A 24,592-nucleotide genomic window follows, 5' to 3' on the forward strand; every position below is an offset into this window, starting at 1 on the left:
CTTCTTCTGACTCTATCGCGCCCGCGAATCACATGCGATCGGGACGGGATGGCCGAGACCCGGATAACGCGTTGAAATCCGTCGAGAATACACTGTATCTAATTTAAACCGTTTTTAAACAGAGAGCGTCGCCGTGTCGGCTCTCATCGACACGTTCTAAATATCTGTCACTACCTATTTTATATACTTATTTTGTTATTTTGGAATTGGACTCCACTCCCCCGCCCGGTTCCGCGAACAGTACCATTATTCCGGTGTACCACGTAGTGTGGCGTGTCATGTCACAGCAAGAAGTGAAAGAGGAGCTGTACGTCGACCAGTACACGCTCGGACTGGTGGGTCCCGACCAGGAGTGGGCCGGCACCGTCGCCGACGGCGGGACGGTGACGACGTACACGCCGCCCGGCTGCTGGGGGCCGATGGTCACCCCCTCGTTCCGAGGCGGCCACGAGGTGACGCGCCCGATCCGCGTCGAGGGCGCCGAGGTCGGCGACGCCGTCGCGATCCGCATCCGCGACGTGGAGGTGACGAGCATGGCGACGAGCACGGGGTCGATGGACGAGCGCGAGGAGGCGTTCCGGGACGACCCGTTCGTCGACCACCGCTGTCCGGAGTGCGGGACGACGTGGCCCGACTCCTACGTCGAGGGGACCGGCGAGGACGCGATCCGCTGTGCGGAGTGCGGCGCCAACGCCTCCTCGTTCGGCTTCGAGTACGGCTACACCGTCGCGTTCGACCACGAGAACGCGGTCGGCGTCACGCTCGACGAGGAGGGCGCCCACGAGCTCGCGACCGACGCCGACGAGGTGATGGACATCCCCGAGAACTCCCGGCAGCACCCGATCCTGCTGTACGAGCCCGACGGGATGCCCGGCACGCTCGGTCGCCTCCGGCCCTTTATCGGCAACATCGGGACGACGCCGTCCGTGACGATGCCCGACTCGCACAACGCGGGCGACTTCGGGCAGAGCCTCATCGGCGCCGACCACGACTACGGCGTCGAGACCGAGGAAGACCTCGAGAAGCGCACCGACGGCCACATGGACATCCCCGAGGTCCGGCCGGGCGCCACCCTCATCTGCCCCGTCGACGTCGACGGCGGGGGCGTCTACGTCGGCGACCTCCACGCGAACCAGGGGGACGGCGAGCTCTCCCTCCACACCACCGACGTGAGCGGCACCGTCACCATGGACGTCGAGGTGATCGAGGGGCTCGAGCTCGACGGCCCCGTGCTGCTCCCGAACGAGGAGGACCTCCCCTTCATCAGCGCGCCGTACACCGACGCGGAGCGCGAGGCGGGCCGCGAGCTCGGCGCCGAGCACGGCGTCGAGACGGAGACGGAGATGGCGCCGATTCAGGTGGTCGGCTCCGGCGCCACGGTCAACGACGCCACGCAGAACGCCTTCGACCGCGCGACGAAGCTCTTAGCGATGAGCGAGGGCGAAGTTCGCGGGCGCTGCACCTTCACCGGCGGCGTCCAGATCGGCCGGCTCCCGGGCGTCGTCCAGCTCGACATGCTGGCGCCCCTCGATGTCCTCGAAGAGCGCGGCCTCGACGGGCTGGTCCGGGACCAGTACGACCTGTAGCGTCGTCGGGGCGCCCTACTCTTCCGGCTCCGTCGCCGCTTCTTGCTCCGTCGCTTCCTCACAGTTGCAGCCGCCCGACGAGAGCAGCTCGGCCACGCCGTACCGCGAGCCGCAGTCCGTACAGAGCACGCCCACGTCGACCAGCACCCGGAACTCCCCGAGCGTGAGGGCGGGCGTCTTCCGGAGCGCCCGGAGCTTCGACTCCGCGACCGAGACCAGCCGGCCGCGGAGCTTCCCGATCGCCCGGGACGCGTTCGTCGCGCGGTCCCCGCCGTCGCGCTCGTACTCCGCGCCGCGGTGCTCCCGGAGGTAGCTCCGGACGGCCTGATAGGTGACCACGTCGCAGTCGAGGGCGTCGACGTCGACGCCCTCGCGCTCGAGCCGCCGACGGAGCTGCGTGCGGTCGGCGGCGGTCACGTCGTCGCCCGTCAGCGACCGCACCACCGCGTCGAGCTCCCGCGCCGACAGCCGCACCCCGGCCTCGTCGACCTCGGCCTCGACGAGCCGGCGGTTGAACTCGGCGGCGAGGTCGCGCAGGCTCGTGTGGTCGTCGCCGGTCGCCGTCCACCGCGCCTCCAGCTCGTCGCCGACGCCCTCTAGGTCGTACTCGTCGACGAGCCGCGCCACCTTGGTCCGGCGGCCGCCGTCCGTGTCGGTCATTCGTCACAACCACCGTCGGGCAGCGACATAGGCGTTACCGTCGCGCCGGCGGGCCGCGCCGACGGTCCCCGTCCCGTCTCGCCCCGAGCGGCACCTATATGCCACCGCTCCCGGATCCGTCGGACACGAAATGATGCGCCACGACGTCGCCATCGTCGGCGGCGGCTGCGTCGGGCTGTCGGTCGCCAAACACCTCGCCGAGCGGACCGACCTCGACGTCGCCGTCATAGAGAAGGAACATCACCTCGCCTCCCACCAGAGCGGCCGGAACTCCGGCGTGCTCCACCCGGGATTCAACTACCCGCCGGGCTCGAAGAAGGCGCGGTTCGCCACCGAGGGCACCGCCCGGATGAAGGCGTACTGCGAGGAGCACGGCGTCCCGTGCGAGGAGCTGGGCGTCCTCGTCGTCGCGACGGACGGCGAGGAGGAGGCGCGGCTCGACGACCTCGCGGAGCAGGCCGAGGCCAACGGCGTCGCCTACGAGCTGCTCGACTCCCGCGAGGCGATCCGCGAACACGAGCCGCACGCGGAGGGCCAGGCCGCGTTCCACGCCCCGGAGGCCGCCTCCGTCGACTCCGAGCAGTACGTCTACGCGCTCGCCCGCGAGGCCCGGGAGCTGGGGGTCACGATGTACACGGGCTACGAGGTCTCCCGGATCGAGGAGGCGGCCGAAGGATACCGGCTCGCGACGAGCAACGGTCGGTTCGAGGTCTCGTACCTGGTCAACGCGGCCGGGCTCCACGCCGACACGCTGGCCCACCAGGTCGGCGTCGGCGAGGAGTACCAGGTGGTCCCGTTCCGCGGCGAGTACTACGAGGTGCGCCCCGAGCGCGCCGAGCTCTGCGAGACGATGATCTACCCGACGCCGAACCCCGAGCTCCCCTTCCTCGGCGTCCACTACACCCGCCGGACCGACGGGAAGGTGATCGTCGGCCCGAACGCGGTGCTCGCGTTCGGCCGCGAGGCGTACGACAACACGGACGTGAACCCCCGCGAGCTGCTGGAGACGCTCACCTACGGCGGGTTCCGGCGGCTGCTCGCCTCGCCGCTGATGCTCTCGGTGGCGTGGGCGGAGCTGAACAAGTCGTACCGGAAAGAGAAGTTCGCGTCGGCGTCGCAGAAGCTGGTCCCCGACGTGCGGGCCGAGGACTTACAGAAGAGCTACGCCGGGATCCGCGCCCAGCTCGTGAGCGAGGACGGCGACCTGGTGAAAGAGCCGCTGTTCGTCGAGCGCGAGGACGCCGTCCACGTCCTCAACGCCGTCTCCCCCGGACTCACCTCCTCGCTGCCGTTCGGCGAGCACATCGCGGAGCGGCTCGCGGCGAAGGTGACCGTTTAAGTTCCGTCCGTCCGACGTTGAGACCACCACTCACGGGACGACGCCGAGAGAGCCGCCGCTCCCGCGCGGCGCGTCCCGCTCTCAGAACCATGACACTCCACCCGCTCCCCCCGATTCGCGGCGTCCCCGTTCGGGTCGCCACCGACGGTCGCACTGCCCCTCGCGAGCGCCCCGCCCCTCGCGAGCGCTCCGCCACCTCGGACCGGAGGAGTCGATGAGCCGCGGTCCCGACCGGCGGCCGGTCGAGCACCGGCTCCACGACGACGTGCCGACCGTCGACGCGGAGGCGGCGGCCGCCGCGCTCGACCCCGACGCGACGGTGCTCACGAGCGGCTTCGGCAGCGTCGGCTACCCGAAGGCGATCCCGCTCGCGCTGGCGTCGTCGCCCCGCGGCCTGTCGCTCACGCTGGTCGCCAGCGGGAACGTCGGCGACGAGATCGACGTCGACCTCGTGGAGTCCGGCGCCGTCGAGCGCCGGTTCTCCTACCAGTCCTCCCGGGTCGCCCGCGACCTGACGAACCGTCGCGAGGTGTCGTTCAGCGACCGGAACGCCTCCTCGATCGGCGACGAGGTCCAGCACGGCGGGATGGTCGACCCCGACGTCGCGATCGTCGAAGCGGTCGCCGTCGGCGAGGACTGGTTCGTGCCGTCGACGTCGCTCGGCCAAGTGCCTGCGTTCGTGGAGGCGGCCGACAGGCTGTACGTGGAGCTGAACCGCCGCCAGCCGCTCGAACTGCAGGCGCTCCACGATATCTACCGCCCGGACGCGCCGCCGAACCGCGACCCCGTCCCCATCTCCGACCCGGGCGAGCGCATCGGCACCACGCACGTCAGCTTCGACCCCGAGAAGCTGGCGGGCGTCGTGGAGACGGACATCGCGGACTCCACGTACACGTTCCGCGACCCGACCGACGACGACCTCGCCATCGCGGAGAACCTCGGAGCGTTCCTCGACGCCGAGATGGAGCGCTCGCCGGTGTTCGAAGACGCCGTCCACCTCCAGTTCGGCGTCGGGTCGCTCGGGAACGCGCTGATGGGCGAACTCAAGGAGCTCGACTTCGGCGGCCGCGACGTCGTCTACTTCGGCGAGCTCATCCAGGACGGCCTGCTCGACATGCTCGACGACGGCCGCTTGGAGTGCGCGAGCGCGACGTCGATGGCGCTCACCGACGAGGGCCAGCAGCGACTCTTCGAGAACGTCGAGCGGTACGCCGAGGACGTCGTGCTGCGGCCGGCGGACGTCTCGAACCACCCGGGCGTCATCGATCAGTTCGGCGTCGTCGGCGTCAACAGCGCCATCGAGTTCGACATCTACGGGAACGTCAACTCCACGCACGTCGGCGGCAAGCAGATGATCAACGGCGTCGGCGGCTCCGCGGACTTCAACCGGAACTCCTTGGTGACGGTCTGTGCACTTCCGTCGGCCCTGAAGGGCGGCGAAGTCTCCCGCGTCGTCCCGATGACGTTCCACGTCGACCACACCGAACACGACGTCGACGTGTTCGTCACCGAGCAGGGCGTCGCTGACGTCCGCGGGCTGTCGCCCGTCGAGCGCGCCGAGCGCATCATCGAGAACTGCGCGCACCCCGAGTTCGCGCCCGAACTGCGCTCGTACCTCGACGACGTCCGCGAGCAGGACAACCACATCCCGCACGACGTCCAGCGCGCGGCCGAGTGGCACGAGTAACGAGCGGGCCCGCTATTCTGCGGTTCCACACGCTGTTTCACAGTCGGAGTCGGCGGCGAAACGAACGGGTGTGAGAAACGGGGACGGTCGGCTACAGGCTGACGCCGCCGCCAGTGAAGTAGAGTAACACCCACCAGCCGTAGCCGACGGCCAGTGCGATCGCCGTCAGTATCTCTAGGACCGTCACGTAGGTGTCGCCGTGGGTTCTGCGGAAGTCCTGAATCAGCTCGATGCGGCGCCAGACCGGCATCAGCGGATCCGGAACGACTTCTTCGAGGCCGCCGACGTTTGACGTGTCGACCTGGTCTTCGGGGGCTTCCTGTTGGGAGCTCATTGTTTCACCTCCTTCCCGAGAGGGTTCTCGAGCCCGCGGACCATCACCTTCTCAGCGACGAAGACGGCGGCGAAGACGACGATGCCCGCGACCTTCGCGAGCACCATCGGGTACGTCATGACGAGCACGCCGAGCACCGTGAGCGCGCTCCGGGCGAGCATTTTGCGCCCGACGGACATCTCGAACGGGTAGTTCAGCCCGTAGATGATGGAGATGGCGCCCATCACGACTAGGAGGCCGACGAAGAGCGTGTTGAGTCCCGGAGACATCGAAATCAGAGCGGGGTTATAGACGAACGCGACGGGGAGGACGAACAGCGGCGCGGCGATTTTCAGCGCCGCTCCGCAGGTCCGCCAGAAGTTCGCCTCCGCGATACCCGCCGCGACGACGGCCGCCGTCGCCACCGGCGGTGTGATGCCCGCCAGGATGGCCGCGTAGAACATCGTGTAGTGAGCGGTGATCTCCGCGACGCCGAACTCGGAGACGAACGTCGGGACGATGAGGATAGCCACGATGACGTAGGCGGCCACCGTCGGCATCCCGACGCCCATTACGATGGCGACGGCCATCCCGAGCAACACCGCGAACAGCAGGATGCCGCCGGAGAGGTTGATCATCAACAGCGCGATCTTCGCGGGAACGCCGGTCGTCGAGAACAGGTTCACGACGCCGCTGATGACCACGAGGATGATGGCGATGGGCGCGAGGATGATGGCGCCTCGCCGGAAGCCGTGAATCGTGTTCTTGACCTGCGTGACGAACTCCGAGGCCGGCGAGACGTCCGAACCGTCGACGAGCCGCTGGAGCGGCGGCATCAGGACGCCTGTGAGTATCATCGCGAACACGGTGTACATCGCCGACGTCATCACCGTGTACTGGGCGAAGCCGAGGTAGTAGATCAGGACGCCGAACGGGATGCCGAACCGCAGCGCCTCGGCGATCTTCTCGTTGCGCGAGAGCGTCTCGTCGAAGAACTCCGAGAACTCCATGTCCTGATCGCTGGAGTCGCTAATCGCGGTGTAGTGGACCGCGATGGCGATCGACGTGACCAGGATCGCCGCGGGGACCAGCCCCGCGACGACGATGTTGAGGTACGCCACGCCGAGGTACGACGCCATCACGAACGCGGAGGCGCCCATGACCGGCGGGAGCACCTGTCCTGCGGTCGAGGCGACGGCTTCGATGCCGGCCGCGCGGTGGCCGGACATCCCGCTCTCTTTCATCGTCGGAATCGTGAACGACCCCGTCATGGCGGCGTTCGCCGTGTACGAGCCGTTGATGGAGCCGATGACCGCAGAAGAGAGCACGGCCGTCTGTGCCACGCCCGAGCGGATGCGGCCGGCCGCGACGATGGCCAGCCGGAGGATCAGGTCGAACGCGCCGTACGCGAACAGCAGTCCGGCGTACAGGAGGAACGGCGCGATCCACGACGCCGTCAGCTGTGTGAGCGAGCCGTAGAACCCGTACAGGTCCGTGACCGTCGCCTGGAGGAGGGTTAGCTGGTTCATCCCGGCGTGTCCGAGGACCCCGGGAACGGCGTCGCCGAACATCGCGTACAGCATCACGCTGATGACGAGTCCGAGGAATAGGTTCCCGAACTCGCGCCACGTGAGGTACAGCAGCGAGATGATGATGAGCCGCGCGAGCATGTACTCGTGTTCGCTGGCGAACCCCTGACGCAGGAGATACACCATCTCGAAGTTCAGGAAGAAGTAAAACGACGCCGTGATGAGTACGCCGGCCGACGGTAGCAACACTAAGGCGTCTATCCGGCTGCCTTCTTCGAGCGATTCGCGGGTTTCGTCGAGGGCGTACACCGTCATGATGCCGCCGACGAACAGCACGGCGTACTTGACCGTCGACCACTGCTGGGTGGACGCCCACCAGAGGACGGTCACCCAGAACAGGACGGCTGTGAGCGTGACGCTGACGTCGAGGCCTCGTAGCCACCCCGCGGGACCGGTCTGTTGTTCGGATTGTGTATCCATGTTTGGGTGTGGGTTTGTTTGTAGTAAAATATTAATATTAGTTGGATTCCGCTTCGCCAGTCGGAATTACGCCAGCTGGGAGAGGTTACGCCGTGTCGCCCTCTTGGAGGCTGTCGTCCCAGGCGTCGTTGTCCTTGTAGTACTGGACGGCACCGGGGTGGACCGGGATGCGCTCCTGCGCGTAGGCGAGCATCTCCTCGGCGGAGTCGTAGTCGTTGAACTGCGCTTCGCCGTTGTTGACGACGTCGTTGTGCTCGTGGGCGACGCGGCAGAGCTCGTAGACGGCGTCCGGATTGGCTTCGGGGTTGAACGTGTAGTTGACCTCGAGGTCCCAGGTGAACACCTCGTCGGTGCCGATGTCCGTGCCCGCGATCTGCCAGTCGCTGTAGGGAGTCCGGGTCGTACCGGCGCCGGAGTACGAGTTCGCGGACTCGATGAGCGCGTCCGTCGGTTCGACGTAGTGGAGGTCAACGCGAGAGGCCATCTCCTGAACGAAGCCGGTGTACCGAACGCCCGGCGCGCCGTACGCGATGGACGCGTCGATGGTCCCCTCCTCCATCGCGCCGGGCGCGTCACCGACGCCCATGTTCTGGATGTTCATCTGGTCGTAGACGTCCGCGGTCGGATCCTGCGACCAGACGTCGAGGGTCGTCGCGCGCGTCGAGTACCCCGGCTCGGCGGGATAGACGTTCGCGCCGGCGAGGTCGTCGAACGTCTCGATCCCCGTGCCGTCGCGGGCGACGACGTAGATGCTGTACGGGAACGCGCCGAATCCGTACTGAGGGATTCTGGACACCGACTGCTCGGAGAATCGGCCGCGGTCGTCGAGCGCCTTGTTGAGCGAGTTGTTGTCGGTGATGCCGGCGTTGAACTGGTTCTGCGCCATCCGGTAGATGGTCCCGATGTAGCCGGGGCTCTCGATGGTCGAGTAGTCGAGAGTGTCGCTCTCCTGACTGACGGCGCGCTCGACGGCGAGCCCGACGTCCTGGGTCCCGCCGGCGGACGTCCCGACTCGGAGCGAGAGTTCCTCGCTGCCGCCGTCCGACCCGTCGTCGCCGTCGGAGCCGTCAGAGCCGTCGGAGCCGTCCGACCCGTCGGAGCCGTCCGACCCGTCGGAGCCATCTCCACCGTCTCCCCCACCGCTACAGCCGGCGAGTCCGGTGATGCCTACCGCGCCCGTGCCGTACAAAAACTTGCGTCGATTGATCGAGCTATCTGCCATGCTCAACCATGACAATTCGGGCTACCGTTAACAATGTATCTGTTTGTTTCAGTTTAAACCGGAGGAATATTCCGCCTCGTGAAAACTGCCGAACACGTTGCGTGCGTCGGATTACTCGTCGATGATCACCGTCACCGGGCGGTCGGCCGAGAGCAACACCGACTGGGTCGTGCTCCCGAACAGCATCTTCCCGGTCGGGCTCCGTCGCCGTCCGCTCATGGTGATGTTGTCGACGTCGAGCTCCGCGGCGACCTCGCTGATCGTTTCCGCGGGGTCGCCGTGCTCGCGCCGCCTGGTCGTCTCGACGCCGGCCTCCGCCAGCCGGTCCTCGACGGCGTCGACGCTCTCTGGGTAGTTCTCCTCGTCCCACACGTCCTCGGAGTCGACGCGGCCGGCCTCGCCGCTGACCTCGAACCCCTCGTAGACGTTGAGTATCACTGCTTCAACCTCGTCGGCGGCGTTCGGCAGCGACGTGACGGCGTCGGCTGCGGACAACACGTTCCCGGCGTCCCCTCCGACGGGGAGCAGTACGCGGTACATACGAGCACCTAACCGAGCAACGCGTAATAAAAGTGCCTGCCGTCGGAGAGGTCGGGCCGCGACCGACTGGCGTCGGACGCCGAACCCCTACCGCGTTACCGGCGCGTCGACCGTCCCGATCGACTCGACGACCGCCCGCACCTCGTCGCCGGGGTCGATGGGCGCCGCGCCGGGCGTCCCCGTGCTGAACAGGTCACCGGGTTCCAGCGTCATCACGTCGGAGTGGAACGAGACGATCTCCGCCGGCGGGAACAGCATGTTCCGGATCTCGTTTTCGGCCCGCACCTCGCCGTTGACCTCGGTCCGCACCGAGAGCCCCTCGAGGTCGAGCGGCTCCTCCGGCACCGCGAGCGCGGCGCCGGGCACGAGGAACGTGTCGTAGCTCTTCGCCCGCGTCAGGAACCGCGGGTTCCGCTGGAGCACGTCCTCTGCCGTCATGTCGATCACGGGGAGGTAGCCCGCCACCACCTCGTCCGCGTCGGCCTCGTCGACGTTCCGGCACGTCCGGCCCATCACGACGGCCAGCTCCGCCTCGGCGGTCACCCGCTCGCTCTGCGACGCCGGCGGCAGCCGGATCGGGCCGCCTGGGCCGGTCAGGACCGACGACGGCTTCATGAAGCTCGCGGGCTCCTCGGGGCGCTCCTCGTCGAGGTCGCCGGCGTGCTCCTCGTAGTTCAGGCCGATCCCCCACAGCTTCCCGAACGACGCCAGGGGCGCGCCGAACGACACGTCCTCCGCTGGGACGGGGTCGGCGGTCGCGTCGGCGACGTCGCCGAGGTCGCCCGCTGCCGCCCGCGGGAGCGCCTCGCGGACGCTCTCTACGTCCGGCTCGACGGCGCCGAGGGGGACGTACCCCTCGTCGTCGCCGAGCAGCGGGTCGCCGGTCGCCGTGCGTGCGAGGTACTTCATCGGCCGATCACTCCTCGCGGTCCGTCCAGAAGTCGAACGAGCGCCCGGGCGCGAACACGTCGAGCCCGACCGCGCGCTCGTCGCCGGTGTTCTCCACTCGATGGGCCTCGTTGGACTCCAAGAGGACGGAGTCGTTCTTCTGGAGGGTGACCGAGTCGTCCTCGGTCGCGACCATGAGCTCGCCCTCGAGGCAGAGGCAGACCTGCTCGTTCTCGTGGTCGTGCATCGGCGAGCTGTGGCCCGGCGGCTTCTCGAACCACTCGAAGGAGAACTGGTCGCTGCCCGCCATCGAGACGCGCCGCCACCCCTCGTCGGGCTCGTACGTCTCCGCCTCGTCGAACGCGACCGGCTTCATAAGTTCGCCCCGGTGGATCCCCCGTCGATCGGGAGCGCGGTGCCGTTGATGTACCCGGACTTCGGCGACGAGAGGAACGCGACGGTGTTGCCGAGCTCCATCGGGTCGCCGATGCGCTCGAGCGGGTTCTGCGCCCAGTCGTCGAGCCCCTCCTCGTAGGAGTCGTAGTCGCCGCGCTCGACGGCGGCCTCGACGAGGTCGCGGATGCGGCTCGTCTCGTGGGGGCCCGGCAGGACGGCGTTGGCGCGTACCTCCGGGGCGAACTCCTTCGAGAGGGTCTTCTCTAACCCGATGACGCCCATCCGGACCGAGTTCGACAGCACGAGGCTGTCGATGGCCTCCTTCACGCTCCGGGAGGTGATGTTGACGATGGTGCCGCCGTCGCCCTCCGTGAGGTGCGGGTGCGACTCGCGCGCCAGCCGGACGACGCTCATCACGAGCAGGTCGTAGGCGTGCTGCCAGTCCTCGTCGTCGGTGTCGAGGAAGGAGCCCGAGGGCGGGCCGCCCGCGCTGGTCACGAGGTGGTCGATCGTGCCGAACTCGTCGACGGTCGCCTCCACCAAGGCCGCGATCTCGTCGGCGTCGGTCAGGTCCGCCGAGTGGGCGACGACCTCGCCGGTCGCGACCGCCTCGACCTCCTCCTTGGCGTCCGCGAGCCGCTCCTCGTCGCGGCCGTTGATGACGACGTTTGCGCCCTCCCGGGCCAGCGCCTTCGCCGATGCCTTGCCGAGTCCGCTGGACGATGCCGTGACGAGGGCCGCGTTCCCGTCGATCTGTAGGTCCATGCCTCACTCAACCGGAGTGCGGCGTGAAAACGTTTCCCTAGAGGCAAGGGGGCGGGCCGGGCGGACGCCCCCGACGCGTCGCCGGCGGGCTCACGCGCCCGAACCGTCCGCCGGTTCGTCCTCGAACCCCGCCGTCCCGTCGTCGAACGCGACCGTCTCGCGGCCGACCACCGTCGCCGCCTCCGGGAGGTCGTCGACGGCGGCGTCGGAGACGCGGAGCTCCCCGAGGTCCTGCGTGTTCCGGATCCAGACGATCCGGACGGTCTTGGGGTCGTAGCCCCCCAGCGCCGCCAGCCCGGTCCGGAGCGCGAACTCGTCGTCGGGCGCCACCACGGGGAGCTTCGACTTCGAGAGCGACCCGCTGGTGAGCGCGTTCGCGTACGTCTTCTTCAGGTCGAGTTGGTCGACCGCGGACTGACGAGTGAGGTCGGCGAGCCCGATCCCGTTGCCGTTCCCCTTCGTCGCCTCGGTGAGCCCCCGGACGTAGATGAGGTCGATGTCGGGCGTCTCGGGGTCGGGCGCGTTGAGGACGCGGTAGCGTCCGATGACGTTCGTGTCCATGCCGGCGCCCGATATCTCCTTGCCGATCTCGTCGACGACGAGCAGGTCGACGTCGTCGATCGGGAGCGTCGGCATCTCCTCGTACGCGCGCTCCAACAGCTCCGGCTCGCGGTCGAGGAACGACCCGGCGGGCACGGCCTCCAGGTGTCCGATCTCCTCCTCGAAGTTCTCCACCAAGGCGATCCCGCCGACGAGCGGCGTCTCCCGCTCGATGACGTCGAGCGCGGCCGTCAGCGCCTCGACGTACCCCTCGGCGATCGCCGTCGAGTGGAACGACTTCGCGCCGCGCTGCTTGCCGAGCCCGACGACCGTCATCTTCGCGAGCCCGCTCTCCACCGGTCCGGTGAAGTTGGTGTGCGCCTTCACGCGGTTTATCACGAGGACCGCGTCGGCCTCCAGCGCCGCCTCGGAGAAGTACACCGGCATGTCGGCGTCGCCCACCGCGACCGTCGCCAGCTCCGCGGCCGCCATGCGCGCGTCGATCGGTGCTCCCACGGTCTCCTCGGTGATCCCGAGCGCCGCCAGCACCTCGCGCTGCCCCTCGGGGGTCGCGCCGCCGTGGCTGCCCATCGCCGGCACCACGACGGGGTCGCGGCCGCGCTCGGCGAGCCGGTCGACGACCGCCGCCGCGACCTCGTCGATCCGGTCGATCCCGCGGCTGCCGACCCCGACGGCCACGGTCGCGCCCGCGGGGAGCCCGTCGAGGTCGAGCGCGTCGAGCGCCTCCCGGGCCGCCCCGACGGGGTCGTCGAGGCGCTCCGTCCGCGGCTCGTACCGCACCCGCGCGAACTCCGGGAGCGGCTGCGGGTCGATGAGGCCGTCGACGTCGGACCGGTCGGGGAACTCCATGTGGGGGCCCTCGCGCCGCCGACACAAAAACGGCGGGTGAGAACCTTGCCGATACAACCGCCTACTTAAAGCCGTGTGACGCCGCTGCACGCATGGAGATCACCGAAGTCGAGTCGTTCCCGATCAAGCTGCCGCTGGAGTCGCCCGTCTCCTTCTCCAACCGGACGCTCACCTACCGGGACCACGCGATCACGTACGTGCGGACGGACACCGGCCACGAGGGGGTCGGCTACTCGCTGGGGTACGAGGGAGCCGGCCTCATCGCCGACGCGGTCGAGTCGCTGCTCGAACCGCTGCTCGTCGGCGAGGACCCCCGCGACACCGAGCGCCTGTGGCACGAGATGTACGAGGGGAACGTCCAGATCGGCCGGACCGGCCTCTTCTTGCGCGCCATCTCGACGGTCGACATCGCGCTCTGGGACGTGAAGGCGAAGGCGGCCGAAATGCCGCTCCACAAGCTGCTCGGCGGCCACTCCGAGTCGGTGCCGTCGTACGCCAGCGGCGGCTACTACCGCGACGACAAGGGCCACGAGGCGCTCCGCGGCGAGATGCGGCGCTACCTCGACGAGGGCCACGACGTCGTGAAGATGAAGGTCGGCCGCCTGTCGGCCGAGGAGGAGGCCGAGCGCGTCGCCGCCGTGCGCGACGAGATCGGCGACGACCGCACCCTCCTGCTCGACGCCAACGGCGTCTGGTCGTCGAGTACCGAGGCGCTCCGCAACTGCCGGGCGTTCGCGCCGTACGACCCGTACTTCATCGAGGAGCCCGTCATGATCGACCGCGTCGACACGATGGCCGAGGTGAACGACGGGATCGACTACCCCGTCGCCACCGGCGAGCTGGAGGGCACCCGCCACAACTTCGCCCGGCTCGCCGACACGGGGGCGGCGACGATCCTCCAGCCCGACGTCACCGTCTGCGGCGGGATCACGGAGTGGCTGAAGATCGCGAACCACGCCTCCGCGTACGACATCCCCATCGCCCCCCACTACAACTGGAACATCCACGCCTCCCTGCTCGGGGCCATCGAGAACGGCCTCTGGGTGGAGTACTTCTACCGGGACATGGACGTGAAGGCGTTCGACGACGTCGTCGCCGATCCCGTGACGCCCGGCGACGACGGGACCATCGAACTGCCGGACCGCCCCGGCCACGGCGTCCCGCTGGATAAAGACGCGCTGCAGCGATTCAAAGACGAATGAGAGACTACTCAGACCAGATCGACACCCGCGACCCGGACCGAGACGTACAGATCACCGGCCTCGACGCCTGCGTCGTCGAGGGCAACTTCGAGTGGAACCTGATCAAGGTGGAGACCGACGCCGGCGTCACCGGGATCGGCGAGGCGTACCGCGGCGGCGGCGTCCCGGAGCTCGTCGAGTACACGAACCGGTTCCTCGTCGGCGAGAACCCGCTCGACGTCGAGCGGCTCGTCCGGTACATCTTCCAGGAGATGTCGGGCCACGGCGGCACGACCGGAAAGGTCGTCACCGCGGCCTCCGGCATCGAGATCGCGCTGCTGGACGCCGCCGGGAAGATCCTCGGGCTCCCCGTCTACCAGCTGCTCGGATCGAAGTACCGCGACGAGGTGCGGCTCTACTGCGACTGCCACGCCGGCGAGGCGTACGCGGTCGAGGACGGCGCTACCGCCTACGCCGACGCCGAGGCGTACTCCCCGGAGGCGTACGCCGCCGAGGCCGCCCGCGTCACCGACATGGGATTCGAGGCGCTGAAGTTCGACCTCGACCTGCCGGCCGACAACGAGAACGACCCGTACAACGGGCGCCTGACGAACGCGGCGATCAGAGAGAAGCGGGAGATCGTCGCGGCCGTGCGCGAGGAGATCGGCTACGATATCGACCTCGCGTTCGACTGCCACTGGGACTACTCCGTCGAGAGCGCGAAGCGGCTCGCCCACGAGTTAGCGGAGTTCGACCTGATGTGGTTAGAGGACCTGATCCCGCCGGAGAACATGGAGGCGCAAAAGGAGGTGACGGAGGCGACGCGGACCCCGGTCGCGACCGGCGAGAACCGCTTCCGCGTGTTCGAGCTGTCGGACCTGATCTACGAGCACGGCGTCGATATCGTCACCCCCGACCCGGCGACGGTCGGCGGGCTCACGGAGACGATGCGGATCGCCGACCGCGCCGAGGAGAACTACATGCCGCTGTCCCCGCACAACGTCTGTAGCCCGGTGGGGACGATGGCCTGCGTCCACCTCGGCGCCGCCACGCCGAACTTCGACCTGCTTGAGTACCACGCGCTGGAGGTCGACTGGTGGGACGACCTGCTGGCGCGCGACGAGCCGCTGATCGAGGACGGCCGTATCGACGTCCCGGAGGCGCCCGGCCTCGGGATCGAGCTCGATATGGACGTCGTCGAGGAGCACCTGCTCGAGGGAACCGACGGGTTCTGAGGCGGTCTCGGGCGTTCTCGGGGATCGCCCCGAGCGCTCCTCGGCGCCCGCGGCGCCGCACGCTCCTGACCGCTCGGCGAGCGAGAGTATACTTATTTATCCTTGGGATCGCAAGCGATCGTATGCTCGATTACTTCGACATGGAGTCGACCCTGTCCGAGGAGGAGCGGCTGCTCGTCGACTCCGCCCGGTCGTTCATCGAGGGCGAGATCGACGACATGGGGCAACACTGGATCGACGGCACGTTCCCCGAGGAGATTATCCCGAAGATGGGCGAGATGGGATTTTACGCGCCGAACCTCGAAGGCTACGGCCTGCCGGGCGTCAGCGAGACGGCCTACGGCCTGCTAATGCGCGAGCTGGAGGCGTGCGACTCCGGGCTCCGCTCGATGGCGAGCGTCCAGGGCGCGCTGGTGATGTACCCGATCCACGCGTTCGGCAGCGACGCACAGAAGGAGGAGTGGCTGCCGAAGCTCGGCACCGGCGAGGCGGTCGGCTGCTTCGGGCTCACCGAGCCGGAGCACGGCTCGAACCCCTCCGCGATGGAGACGCGCGCCGAGGTCGACGGCGACGGCTACGTCCTCAACGGCTCGAAGACGTGGATCACGAACTCTCCCATCTCGGACGTGGCCGTCGTCTGGGCGAAGGACCACACCGAGGACGGCACCCCGGTCCGCGGCTTCCTCGTCGAGACCGACCGCGACGGCGTCACCACCAACAAGATCGACGAGAAGCTGAGCCTGCGCGCGTCGATCACGGGCGAGATCAGCCTCCAGAACGTCCGCGTCCCCGCCGAGAACCGCCTCCCCGGCGTGGAGGGGATGAAGGGGCCGCTGTCGTGTCTCACGCAGGCCCGCTACGGCATCGCGTGGGGCGCGGTCGGCGCCGCGCAGGACTGCTTCGAGGTCGCCCGCGAGTACGCCACCGACCGCGAGCAGTTCGGGAAGCCGATCGGCGGCTTCCAGATGCAACAGCAGAAGCTCGCGGAGATGGCGACGCAGATCACCCTCGCACAGCTGCTCGCGCACCGGCTCGCCGACCTCAAGGAGGCGGGCGAGATGCGGCCGCAACACGTCTCGATGGCCAAGCGCAACAACGTCCGGATGGCGCGCGACCAGTCGCGGATCGCCCGCGAGATGCTCGGCGGGAACGGGATCACCGCCGACTACTCGCCGATGCGCCACATGGCGAACATGGAGACGGTGTACACCTACGAGGGCACCCACGACATCCACACGCTGATCCTCGGCGAGGACATCACCGGGATGCAGGCGTACCAGTAGTTCGGTCCGCTCCGGTTTTTCGACGGCGCCGTTTCAGGCCACCTGATTCCGCAGCCCCTCGTACTCGCCGGTCTCGTCGACCCGTTCGAGGTTCTCGACGAGGATGTCGGCGCACCGCTCCCAGTAGTTCGGCGTGTGGCCCGCGACGTGGGGCGTGATGAAGACGTTCTCGAACCCCCACAGGTCGTGGTCGCTCGGGAGCGGCTCCGGGTCGGTGACGTCGAGCGCGGCGCCGTGGAGCGCGTTCGCCCGGAGCGCGTCCACGAGCGCCGGCGTGTCGACCACGCCGCCGCGCGCGACGTTGACGACGATCGCGTCCGCCGGCAGCGCGTCGAGCTCGGCCTCGCCGACCAGCCCTTCGGTCGTCTCCGTCAGGGGACACGCGAGGACGAGCACGTCCGTCCGCGGCAGCACGTCCGGGAGGTCGTCGTACCCGACCACCTCGTCGGTCGGGCCGCCCTTCGCGACGGTGTGACGGACCCCGACCGTGTCGACGTCGAACCCCGCGAACCGTTCGACGACGGCCTCCCCGATCGAGCCGAGGCCGACGACCGTGACGGTGCTGCCGGCGAGCTCGGTGAACGACTGGAAGCGGCGCCACTCCCGGCGTCGCTGACGGCGGCGCCCCTCGTCGAGTCGCCGCGCGAACGCCAGCACCCAGCCGAGCACGTGCTCGGCGACGTTCGGGCCGTGAACCCCGGAGGCGTTCGTCACCGCGACGCCGCGCTCGGCGAGCGCGTCCAGCGGGAGGTGGTCGACGCCGGCGGCGTTACACGCGAACAGCCGCAGGTTCTCGGCGCTCGCGGCCTCCTCGGCGTCGATGTGTTTCCCGGCGATCACCGTCGCCTCCCGTACGTAGCGGTCGTGCTCGTCGGGGGTCGCCGCGAGCCGCACCTCGCGGTCCGGGAGGCGACGGTCGAGGATCTCCACGTAGTCGGCCGCCGGGATCCCGTGCGCGTCGTGGTCGAGCACCGCGACGTCGATGGTGGACATGGTCCACTCGTCGCGGTCGGCCGCCAAAGTTCTCGGGGTGGCGGCGGTCGGGGTCGCGGGTCGACGCCGTGGAGTTGCAAGTCGACGCCGCGGGGTCGCCTCCGGCGGCTAGCCGTCTATCCGGATCGGCGGCGACGCGCTCATCAGGAGGAGACAGGCGATCCCGACGCCCGCGCCGACGGCCCCCGCGCCCGCGCCGACCGCGCGGACCGCCGTCTCGAACCCGAGCGGTCCGGTCGCGACCGCGACGGCGACGCCCATGATCACCGGGGTCGCGGTGGCCGCCGCGCGCCCGCTCCCCTCGCCGAGGCTGACGAGGCCGCCGCGTAAGTCCGCGGGCGGGAGCGTCGTGATGACGCTCCGGTAGATGGAGAGCACGAGCCCGAAGCCGATCCCCATGAAGGCGACGCCGACGGCGGCGACCGCGAACGACCGGGCGAGGAAGGCGAGCGCCAGGCCGGCGCCCATCGACGCGTTCGTGGCGACGAGCGGGTAGAGCCGGTCGTCGAAGGCGTCGGCGACCCGGCCGGCCTGCGACGCCGCGAGCGCGTACGTGAGGCTCGCGAGCGCCGCGAGGATCCCCGCCTCCGCCGGCGTGTGGCCGAGCACGTCGACGACGAGGATCGAGTTGTACGTGAGGAAGCCGAACCACGCGACGTTCGCGCTCCCCCGCGCGACGACCATGGTCCACGCCCGCCGGTGCGCGACCAGCGCGCGCATGTCCCCGAGCTGCGCCCGGACCCCCTCGGACTCCTCGTCGGCCGCCTCGTCCAGGGGCTCCTCGAAGTAGACGTAGACGACCGCCGCGATCGGGAAGGCGACGGCGTACAGCAGGAACGGGTACTGCCACGCCAGCCCGACGAGGACGCCCGCGGCCAGCGGGAACGCCGTCTGCGAGAGCCCCGACCCGGTGAACCGGAGCCCCTGCGCGGTCGCCTCCTTCGTCCCCGCGTACAGGTCGCCGAGGCTGGTGATGATGATCGGCGTGAGCGCGGCGAAGCCGATCCCCTGGAGCGCGCGCAGCGCGAGCGCCGCGGCGAAGGTGGAGACGAACGCGATTGCGGTACCGGTGAGCCCGAACCAGACGAGCCCGAAGAGCAGCACCGGCCGCCGCCCGTACCGGTCGGAGATCACGCCCGCGATCGGGATGACGACGATGGACGGCGCGGTGAACGCCGACATCATGAGCCCGATGTTCGCCGTCGACGCGCCCAGCGGCTCGACGAGCGAGCCGAGCACCGGCGAGAGGAGCGCGGTGCCGAGCGGCGGGAGCACGTTGATGAGCAGCAGCAGCTGGAAGGGTCGCTCCCGGACGATCCCCGAGTCGGCTCCCGCGATCGACGAGGGCGATACCACGCTCGGTCGCAGACGGTCGCCCGGATTAAATCTACGCGTTGTGGCAGTCGCTCGGGGATCGGGTCGGATCGACCACCGCCGCGATCGCGCGTTCGGCTGTCGAATATGCGTTCGACTCCTTCGAACGCTTATATGGCTGGAGTCCGATCATCGATTATGAACGAAACGCGGGATAACGCCGTATCGGGGGACGCAGACACGGTTCGCACCGCCGAAACGATGTTCGACGTCGTGCAACGGCTCGTCGAGGCCGACGGCGCGTCGCTGGCCGAGCTCGCCGCCGAGCTCGACTACGCGAAGAGCACGGTCCATCGGCACCTCCACACCTTGGAGGACCTCGGCTACGTCGTCAGGCGCGACGACGGCTACCACGTCGGACTTCGGTTCCTCGAGATCGGCGTCACCGCCCGAAGCGGCTACTGCGGCTACGACCTCGTGCGCCAGAAGGTCGAGGAGATCGCGGAGGTCACCGGGGAGCGCGCCCAGTTCTTCGTCGAGGAACACGGCAAGGCGGTGTACCTCGCCCGCGCCGTCGGGGACCAGGCGGTCCGCACCGATCCCGGCATCGGGAGTCGCATCCCGCTGTACGCGGCCTCGGCCGGGAAGGCGATCCTCGCCGAGCTGTCCGAGCCCGAGCTGTCCGATATGTTCGAACGCATGGCGTTCGAGCCCGTGACGGACCACACCATCACCGACCCGGACGAGCTCCGCGCCGAGATCGAGGCGGGCCGAGAGCGCGGCTACTTCTTCAACAGGGAGGAGTCGCTCCGGGGGACCCACGCCGTCGGCGTCGCGATCTGCGGCCCGGACGACGAGGTTATCGGCGGACTCAGCGTCACCGGCCCCTCCCACCGGCTGAACGGGGAGCGGCTCGAGTCCGAGCTCCCCGACCTGCTGCTCGGCGCGGCGAACGAGCTCGAGCTCAACATCGCGTACTCGTAGCGCCGAACTGCGGTCGTCCGCGAGCCTCTACGTCGTTCGATATGCTCGAATACATCGCTTCGCTCGCCGGCGGTTACGAACTCACGCCGCTGCCGCGCTCTCAACTAACACGAGTACTGGTGTTATTCTGAGCGGACTGCGACGGCGACCGGCTCCGACCGACACCGAGTCGGTCCTCACGGATTCGGACGGCGCTCCGCCTCGGAGTTTAGTTTATAACTATGATAAATCAAGAATATACCGAACAGAGTAAACTTCCAGCGCACTCGTCCTACGGGCACTCCTCGGAGGCGAGATCGTCGCACGCGACACCGGTTCGTCAACCGCTGTGCCGAAGTGCGACGGTGTCGAGTCGGGACGCCTCGTAACGGGGATCCGATACTAACCGTCCGAATATCGTCGATATTCGATTTATATGTTCTTAACGTGGCGGAAATAATCAGATACGCGGATCCCAGCGGCTTTCGATCGATTCTCTGTTCGACCTTGCCCGTCCGATGACACGCTCGGCGTCTCGCCGACGGTCCGTGACTTCGACTGGAGGCGACTGTTACGGATCGCGCTTTATCGACCCATATTTATAATATTTTGATATAGTATATAAATCTGGTATGTCTGTCGATCCGCCGTCGGATCGACTCGTCCGCGTCAGGCCGTCTCCATCTCGCGCTCGAGCTCGCGGAGCCGCTCGACCCGGTTCTCGGTCGACGGGTGCGTCGAGGCCAGCTTCCCGACGAACCCCGCCTTGACCGGGATGATGAAGAACGCGTTCATCTCCGCCTCCTCGCGCAGGTCCTCCTTCGGCACGCGGTCCATCCGCCCGTCGATCGTCATCAGCGCCGACGCGAGCGCGCCGGGCTTGCCCGTGATCAGCGCGGCGCCGCGGTCGGCGGTGTACTCCCGGTACCGCGAGAGCGCCCGGATCAGCAGGAACGAGATGATCCAGACGAGGATCGAGGCGACGATGGCGACGATGACCGGTGCGCCCTGACGGTTGTCGCCGCTGAACAGCCACCCCCACCGGACGATGAAGAAGGCGATCGTCGAGAGGAACGAGGCGATGGTCATCACCATCACGTCGCGGTTCTTCACGTGCGCGAGCTCGTGGGCGAGCACGCCGTCGAGCTCGTCGTCGTCGAGCGCCCGGAGCAGGCCGGTCGTCACCGCGACGGTCGCGTTCTTCTTGTTCCGCCCGGTCGCGAACGCGTTCGGCACCTGCGTGTCGGCGACGGCGATCGTCGGCTTCGGGAGGTCGGCCTGCTGGCTCAGCCGCTCGACCCGTCGGTGGAGGTCGGGGTACTCATCGGCGCTCACCTCGCGGGCGCCCATGCTCCGCAGGGCGAGCTTGTCGCTGAAGAAGTACTGCGCGAGCGAGAACATCCCGAACATCGCGAGCGTGAAGATGATCCCGACGTTGAACACCTCGATCAGGACGCCGATGAACACGACGTAGAGGGCGAAAAGCAGGAACATCGTGAACCCCATCCGTCCACGCAGTCCCCAATCGGTCTTCCATTCCATACCCGAGTTTTACCGTTCGCCGGATTAAAGCCTGCCGGGGTTGGGATCCCCTCGCCGCGGCCCCGCAGTCGCCGGATGGAACCCCTCCGCCGACGCGACGACGGTGCGCTTTTGCCCCGCCGCGCCGACCCGCACGCATGGAGACCGTCCTCGTCACCGGCGGCCGCGGCGCCTCCGGGCGCTGGGTCGTCGACCGACTCGCCGGCGACTACGAGGTCGTCGTCGCCGACTACGACCACCCGGGCCCCGACGTCGACTCGGCCCCGGGCGTCTCGTTCCGCGCCGTCGACCTCGCCGATCGCGGCGAGGCGCTCGACGTCGTCCACGCGGTCGACCCCGACGCCGTCGTCCACTGGGCGGCGATCCCCGTCGCGGGCACCCATCCCGACGGGCGCGTGTTCGAGACGAACGTCCACGCCGCGAAGAACGTCCTCGACGCCGCCGGCCGCGCCGACGCCCGGATCGTGCAGGCGTCGAGCGACGGCGCGTACGGCTTCTTCTTCGCGGAGCCGACGCCGCTCCCCGACGAGCTCCCGATCACCGAAAACCACCCGCTCCGGCCGGAGGACCCCTACGGGCTCTCGAAGGTGACGGCGGAGGCGGCCGCCGGCGCGGTCGCGCGCCGCGAGGGCGTCCCGGCGGTCTCGGTCCGCCCCTCGTGGATCCAGTCCCCCGGCGCGTACGCCTGTCGGGGCGACGAGTACGTCGACGACCTCGACGCCGGCGCCGGCAACTTCTGGTCGTACGTCGACGCCCGCGACGTCGCCGACCTCGTCGCCGACGCGCTCGCGGGGACCGCGGGGTCGAACCCGGCGGTGGCGTCCGGGACCCACGAGGCCGTCAACTGCGTCGCGGCCGACAACGCGCTCGGACGCCCGCTGCTCGACCTCCTGCGCGAATCGTACGGCGAGATTCCGGACGACTGCGCCGTCGACGAGGGCGACGACCGGGGCGCCTACGCGATTCAAAAGGCCGAGCGGCTGTTCGGGTGGGAGCCGAGCCGGTCGTGGCGCGAGGCGGCCGACGAGGATGTCCCCGAGCCGACGCTGTTTGAGCGGTAGATCGGGAGCAAACTCCTTATAAATCGTGTTGTGGTGGCGTGCGCCTGCTCGCGCCCATCGGGGCGCGAGCAGACCGCACGAGGGAGTCGGACCGGCGCAACCGCGCCGGTCCGACGAGGCTGGGGAGGCGTGAGGTGCGGTTGCGGTGCGGCCGGGTGGGACTCAAAGGGGCAGCCGCGAGGGCGAAGCACGCCGCAGCAAGCACTGGAAGGAGCGAACGAAGTGAGCGACTGAAGCGCGCAGCAAGGCGCGCGAGCCGTCGCGGCTGGGGCTTTGGAGGTGTTCACAGACGGTCCGTCAGCAACTGTTTATACGCGAGCGGCTGGGGCTTTGGAGGTGTTCACCGTCAATTCAACCTCATCTGTTTATAAACAAACGATTGAGACCGCAGGACCGCTCAAGAAACGGCCGAGAATCATTTATAAACGACCGACATATCGTATCGATTCTTAAATCGACAGGATCGCGTTCACCAGCGTCCGGGTCGCGATCGCGGTCGCCGCGCCGAGCCACGTCAGGAGGACGAAGTGGATGTACCCGTTCGCGGGGTTGCCGCCGTCGATCCGTCGGATCATCTGCGAGGAGAGGGCGGCGTTGAACAGGACGACCGTCAGGAGGAGGTACTCGATGAGCGGGATGTCGTACGCGCCGGGGTAGACGATCTGGCCGATGTCCATCTCTTCGAGCCCGAAGTCGGCCGTGAGGTCGGCGAGGATCGCGACGATCTCCAGTCCGATGAAGAAGGCGAACGTCGCCGCCGCCGTGATCCCGTACAGCAGCCCGATGAACGTCATCGCGGCCTGCCGCCGCTGCTCGCGGAGCTGGTTCACGGTGTTCATGTTCTTCGAGATCAGCTCGCCGAGCTGCTTCGGGTCCCCGCCCATCCGCCGGCCAACGAGGTACATCTCGGAGAACTTCTGAATCAGGTACGAGCGGGTGTCATACGTGAACTGCTCCCACGCCCCCTCGGTACTGATCCGCATGTTGAGCCGGCGGTAGAGGCGCTCGATCGCCGGGGAGAGGTCCCCGAAGTTCTTCTCGCGCAGCGTGGTCAACACGTCGGTCGTCGTCGACTGCTTGGCGCTCTCGGTGGCGCCGAGCGCCCGGACGAACGAGGGGAACTCGCCGTCGCGGGCCGTGATCTGCTGTTCCTCCTGCCTGAGGACGACGCCGGTGATGATGAGCGGTGAGATGGGAACCGCGAGGTAAAACGGGAGCCGGACGTCGTCGAGGAAAAAGAGGAGGCCGGGGAGGCCGGGGCCGTAGCCGAACATCCCGGCCGCGGTGATCCCGATGAGCAGGAAGGAGAGCCCGCCGCCGACCCCGAGCGAGGTCCACAGCTTCAGGTCGCCCGGGGCGCGCTCGTCGGGGTGGAACCAGATCGGGTCGTACGGCGACGTCGCCCGGATCATCGCGTAGAAGCCGAGCTGGACGAAGACGAACAGGACGATGACGGCCGCCACCGTCGCCGTCGGGTCGTTGCCCGTGAGGATCGGGAGCACGATGGCGAAGACGAGGGCGAACGTCATCGAGAGGATCATCGACATGTACAGGTCCTTCATCACCTCCAGGTTCGCCAGCGAGGACTCGTACACCGTCTCGTACTTCGCTAACATGACGTCCTGCTCGGAGACGAGGAACTCCTCTAGCGACTGGCCCGCCCCCATCGTGTAGCCGAGCCGGTCGAAGAAGTCGGCCATCGCGTCGGAGGGGACCTCCTCGGCCCGCCGGCGACAGGCGTCGTCGAGGCTCTGGTTCCAGGTGTCGACGAGGTGGACGACACGGCCGATCTCCTCGGCCGCGACGCCGTACTCCTCCTCCTTCGCGAGGGTCCGGAACACCTCCATGCGGTCGATGTTCGTCGTCGACAGCACGGTCATGTGCGTCATCACGAGGTGGAGCTGGTTGTCGATCTGGTTCTCCAAGCTGGAGAGATAGATCTTCGGGTAGATCACCGCCGCGACCAGCACGAGCCCGCCGAACATCGGGACGGGGACCCGCGCCGCGAACGGCAGCGGGAGGACGAACAGGCCGACGACGCTCGCGGCGAACACGAGCACCGCGGGGAGCAACACGAACCCGACGTACTTCCGCTTCGAGATGTCGAGCTTGTCGTACGACTCCATGACGGCCGAGGTCACCTCGGCCGCGGTCGCGAGCCCGTTGCCGACCTGTTTCACCCCCATTACCTGTCGACTCCATTCA

General features: G+C 68.4%; 21 protein-coding genes. 8 read left to right on the forward strand and 13 right to left on the reverse strand.

From position 1 onward, the window contains the following. Window positions 1-278: 278 nt before the first annotated feature. Window positions 279-1,586, forward strand: coding sequence for an acetamidase/formamidase family protein (locus tag B4V06_RS04255; protein WP_498167686.1), 1,308 nt, complete (start codon window positions 279-281; stop codon window positions 1,584-1,586). A 15-nt stretch (window positions 1,587-1,601) separates the two neighbouring features. Here B4V06_RS04255 and rdfA read toward each other — a convergent pair whose 3' ends face one another. Further along, a complete protein-coding gene (rdfA, locus tag B4V06_RS04260; protein WP_123113455.1) occupies window positions 1,602-2,246 on the reverse strand; it encodes a rod-determining factor RdfA in 645 nt (214 codons plus the stop codon). Between the two features lie 130 nt (window positions 2,247-2,376). On the opposite strand from rdfA, the gene lhgD reads away from it, so the two are divergent. Both lhgD and scpC read left to right on the forward strand, forming a co-directional pair. Next, a complete protein-coding gene (gene lhgD, locus B4V06_RS04265) occupies window positions 2,377-3,585 on the forward strand; it encodes an L-2-hydroxyglutarate dehydrogenase (RefSeq protein WP_123113454.1) in 1,209 nt (402 codons plus the stop codon). Between the two features lie 214 nt (window positions 3,586-3,799). Then, the gene (gene scpC / locus B4V06_RS04270) at window positions 3,800-5,272 is read left to right on the forward strand and encodes a succinyl-CoA:acetate CoA-transferase ScpC (RefSeq protein ID WP_123113453.1); all 1,473 of its coding nucleotides are present in this window, start codon (window positions 3,800-3,802) and stop codon (window positions 5,270-5,272) included. Window positions 5,273-5,363: 91 nt separating this feature from the next. On the opposite strand, the gene B4V06_RS04275 is transcribed toward scpC, so the two are convergent. From B4V06_RS04275 to B4V06_RS04310, 8 genes are all read right to left on the reverse strand, one after another. After that, window positions 5,364-5,606 carry a hypothetical protein gene (locus B4V06_RS04275; RefSeq protein WP_123113452.1) on the reverse strand — a complete coding sequence of 81 codons (243 nt, stop codon included), beginning with the start codon at window positions 5,604-5,606 and terminating at the stop codon, window positions 5,364-5,366. Continuing rightward, window positions 5,603-7,594: a TRAP transporter permease gene (locus tag B4V06_RS04280; protein WP_123113451.1), complete on the reverse strand. Its 1,992-nt coding sequence runs from the start codon at window positions 7,592-7,594 to the stop codon at window positions 5,603-5,605. Before B4V06_RS04280 ends, B4V06_RS04275 begins: the two co-directional genes overlap by 4 nt. A gap of 85 nt (window positions 7,595-7,679) precedes the next feature. Then, entirely contained in the window at window positions 7,680-8,816 is a 1,137-nt protein-coding gene (locus B4V06_RS04285; protein ID WP_123113450.1) for a TAXI family TRAP transporter solute-binding subunit, read from the reverse strand. A gap of 111 nt (window positions 8,817-8,927) precedes the next feature. Then, the gene (locus B4V06_RS04290) at window positions 8,928-9,356 is read right to left on the reverse strand and encodes a universal stress protein (RefSeq protein ID WP_123113449.1); all 429 of its coding nucleotides are present in this window, start codon (window positions 9,354-9,356) and stop codon (window positions 8,928-8,930) included. Between the two features lie 87 nt (window positions 9,357-9,443). Beyond that, on the reverse strand, window positions 9,444-10,265 hold the full coding sequence (locus B4V06_RS04295) for a fumarylacetoacetate hydrolase family protein (RefSeq protein WP_123113448.1): 822 nt from the start codon (window positions 10,263-10,265) through the stop codon (window positions 9,444-9,446). A gap of 7 nt (window positions 10,266-10,272) precedes the next feature. After that, window positions 10,273-10,620 (reverse strand): cupin domain-containing protein, encoded by a 348-nt coding sequence (locus B4V06_RS04300; protein ID WP_123113447.1) that lies wholly within the window; start codon window positions 10,618-10,620, stop codon window positions 10,273-10,275. Beyond that, window positions 10,617-11,405 carry an SDR family oxidoreductase gene (locus B4V06_RS04305; protein ID WP_123113446.1) on the reverse strand — a complete coding sequence of 263 codons (789 nt, stop codon included), beginning with the start codon at window positions 11,403-11,405 and terminating at the stop codon, window positions 10,617-10,619. Before B4V06_RS04305 ends, B4V06_RS04300 begins: the two co-directional genes overlap by 4 nt. A 90-nt stretch (window positions 11,406-11,495) precedes the next feature. Then, window positions 11,496-12,815 carry a nickel pincer cofactor-dependent isomerase, group 22 gene (locus tag B4V06_RS04310; protein ID WP_498167691.1) on the reverse strand — a complete coding sequence of 440 codons (1,320 nt, stop codon included), beginning with the start codon at window positions 12,813-12,815 and terminating at the stop codon, window positions 11,496-11,498. A 92-nt stretch (window positions 12,816-12,907) separates the two neighbouring features. On the opposite strand from B4V06_RS04310, the gene B4V06_RS04315 reads away from it, so the two are divergent. The 3 genes from B4V06_RS04315 (at window position 12,908) to B4V06_RS04325 (ending at window position 16,514) form a co-directional block, all read left to right on the forward strand. Beyond that, on the forward strand, window positions 12,908-14,017 hold the full coding sequence (locus B4V06_RS04315; RefSeq protein WP_498167693.1) for a mandelate racemase/muconate lactonizing enzyme family protein: 1,110 nt from the start codon (window positions 12,908-12,910) through the stop codon (window positions 14,015-14,017). After that, window positions 14,014-15,231, forward strand: coding sequence for a mandelate racemase/muconate lactonizing enzyme family protein (locus B4V06_RS04320; RefSeq protein ID WP_498167694.1), 1,218 nt, complete (start codon window positions 14,014-14,016; stop codon window positions 15,229-15,231). The genes B4V06_RS04315 and B4V06_RS04320 overlap by 4 nt, the downstream gene beginning before the upstream one ends. Window positions 15,232-15,353: 122 nt before the next feature. Continuing rightward, the gene (locus B4V06_RS04325) at window positions 15,354-16,514 is read left to right on the forward strand and encodes an acyl-CoA dehydrogenase family protein (RefSeq protein WP_498167696.1); all 1,161 of its coding nucleotides are present in this window, start codon (window positions 15,354-15,356) and stop codon (window positions 16,512-16,514) included. A 33-nt stretch (window positions 16,515-16,547) separates the two neighbouring features. Here B4V06_RS04325 and B4V06_RS04330 read toward each other — a convergent pair whose 3' ends face one another. Together B4V06_RS04330 and B4V06_RS04335 are read right to left on the reverse strand one after the other, a co-directional pair. After that, entirely contained in the window at window positions 16,548-17,507 is a 960-nt protein-coding gene (locus B4V06_RS04330; RefSeq protein WP_498167698.1) for a D-2-hydroxyacid dehydrogenase, read from the reverse strand. A 108-nt stretch (window positions 17,508-17,615) separates the two neighbouring features. Beyond that, a complete protein-coding gene (locus tag B4V06_RS04335; RefSeq protein ID WP_498167700.1) occupies window positions 17,616-18,863 on the reverse strand; it encodes an MFS transporter in 1,248 nt (415 codons plus the stop codon). Between the two features lie 156 nt (window positions 18,864-19,019). Here B4V06_RS04335 and B4V06_RS04340 point away from each other — a divergent pair, with 156 nt between their 5' ends. Continuing rightward, complete coding sequence (locus tag B4V06_RS04340; RefSeq protein ID WP_123113439.1) at window positions 19,020-19,805, forward strand: IclR family transcriptional regulator; 786 nt, start codon at window positions 19,020-19,022, stop codon at window positions 19,803-19,805. 648 nt (window positions 19,806-20,453) lie between these two features. Here B4V06_RS04340 and htpX read toward each other — a convergent pair. Beyond that, complete coding sequence (gene htpX, locus B4V06_RS04345) at window positions 20,454-21,326, reverse strand: zinc metalloprotease HtpX (RefSeq protein WP_123113438.1); 873 nt, start codon at window positions 21,324-21,326, stop codon at window positions 20,454-20,456. A 137-nt stretch (window positions 21,327-21,463) separates the two neighbouring features. On the opposite strand from htpX, the gene B4V06_RS04350 reads away from it, so the two are divergent. Further along, window positions 21,464-22,387 (forward strand): NAD-dependent epimerase/dehydratase family protein, encoded by a 924-nt coding sequence (locus B4V06_RS04350; RefSeq protein ID WP_498167703.1) that lies wholly within the window; start codon window positions 21,464-21,466, stop codon window positions 22,385-22,387. 449 nt (window positions 22,388-22,836) lie between these two features. Here B4V06_RS04350 and arlJ read toward each other — a convergent pair whose 3' ends face one another. Continuing rightward, complete coding sequence (gene arlJ, locus B4V06_RS04355; RefSeq protein ID WP_498167704.1) at window positions 22,837-24,573, reverse strand: archaellar assembly protein ArlJ/FlaJ; 1,737 nt, start codon at window positions 24,571-24,573, stop codon at window positions 22,837-22,839. Window positions 24,574-24,592 lie beyond the last annotated feature (19 nt).

The sequence above is a fragment of the Halorubrum sp. B53 genome, assembly GCF_059752395.1.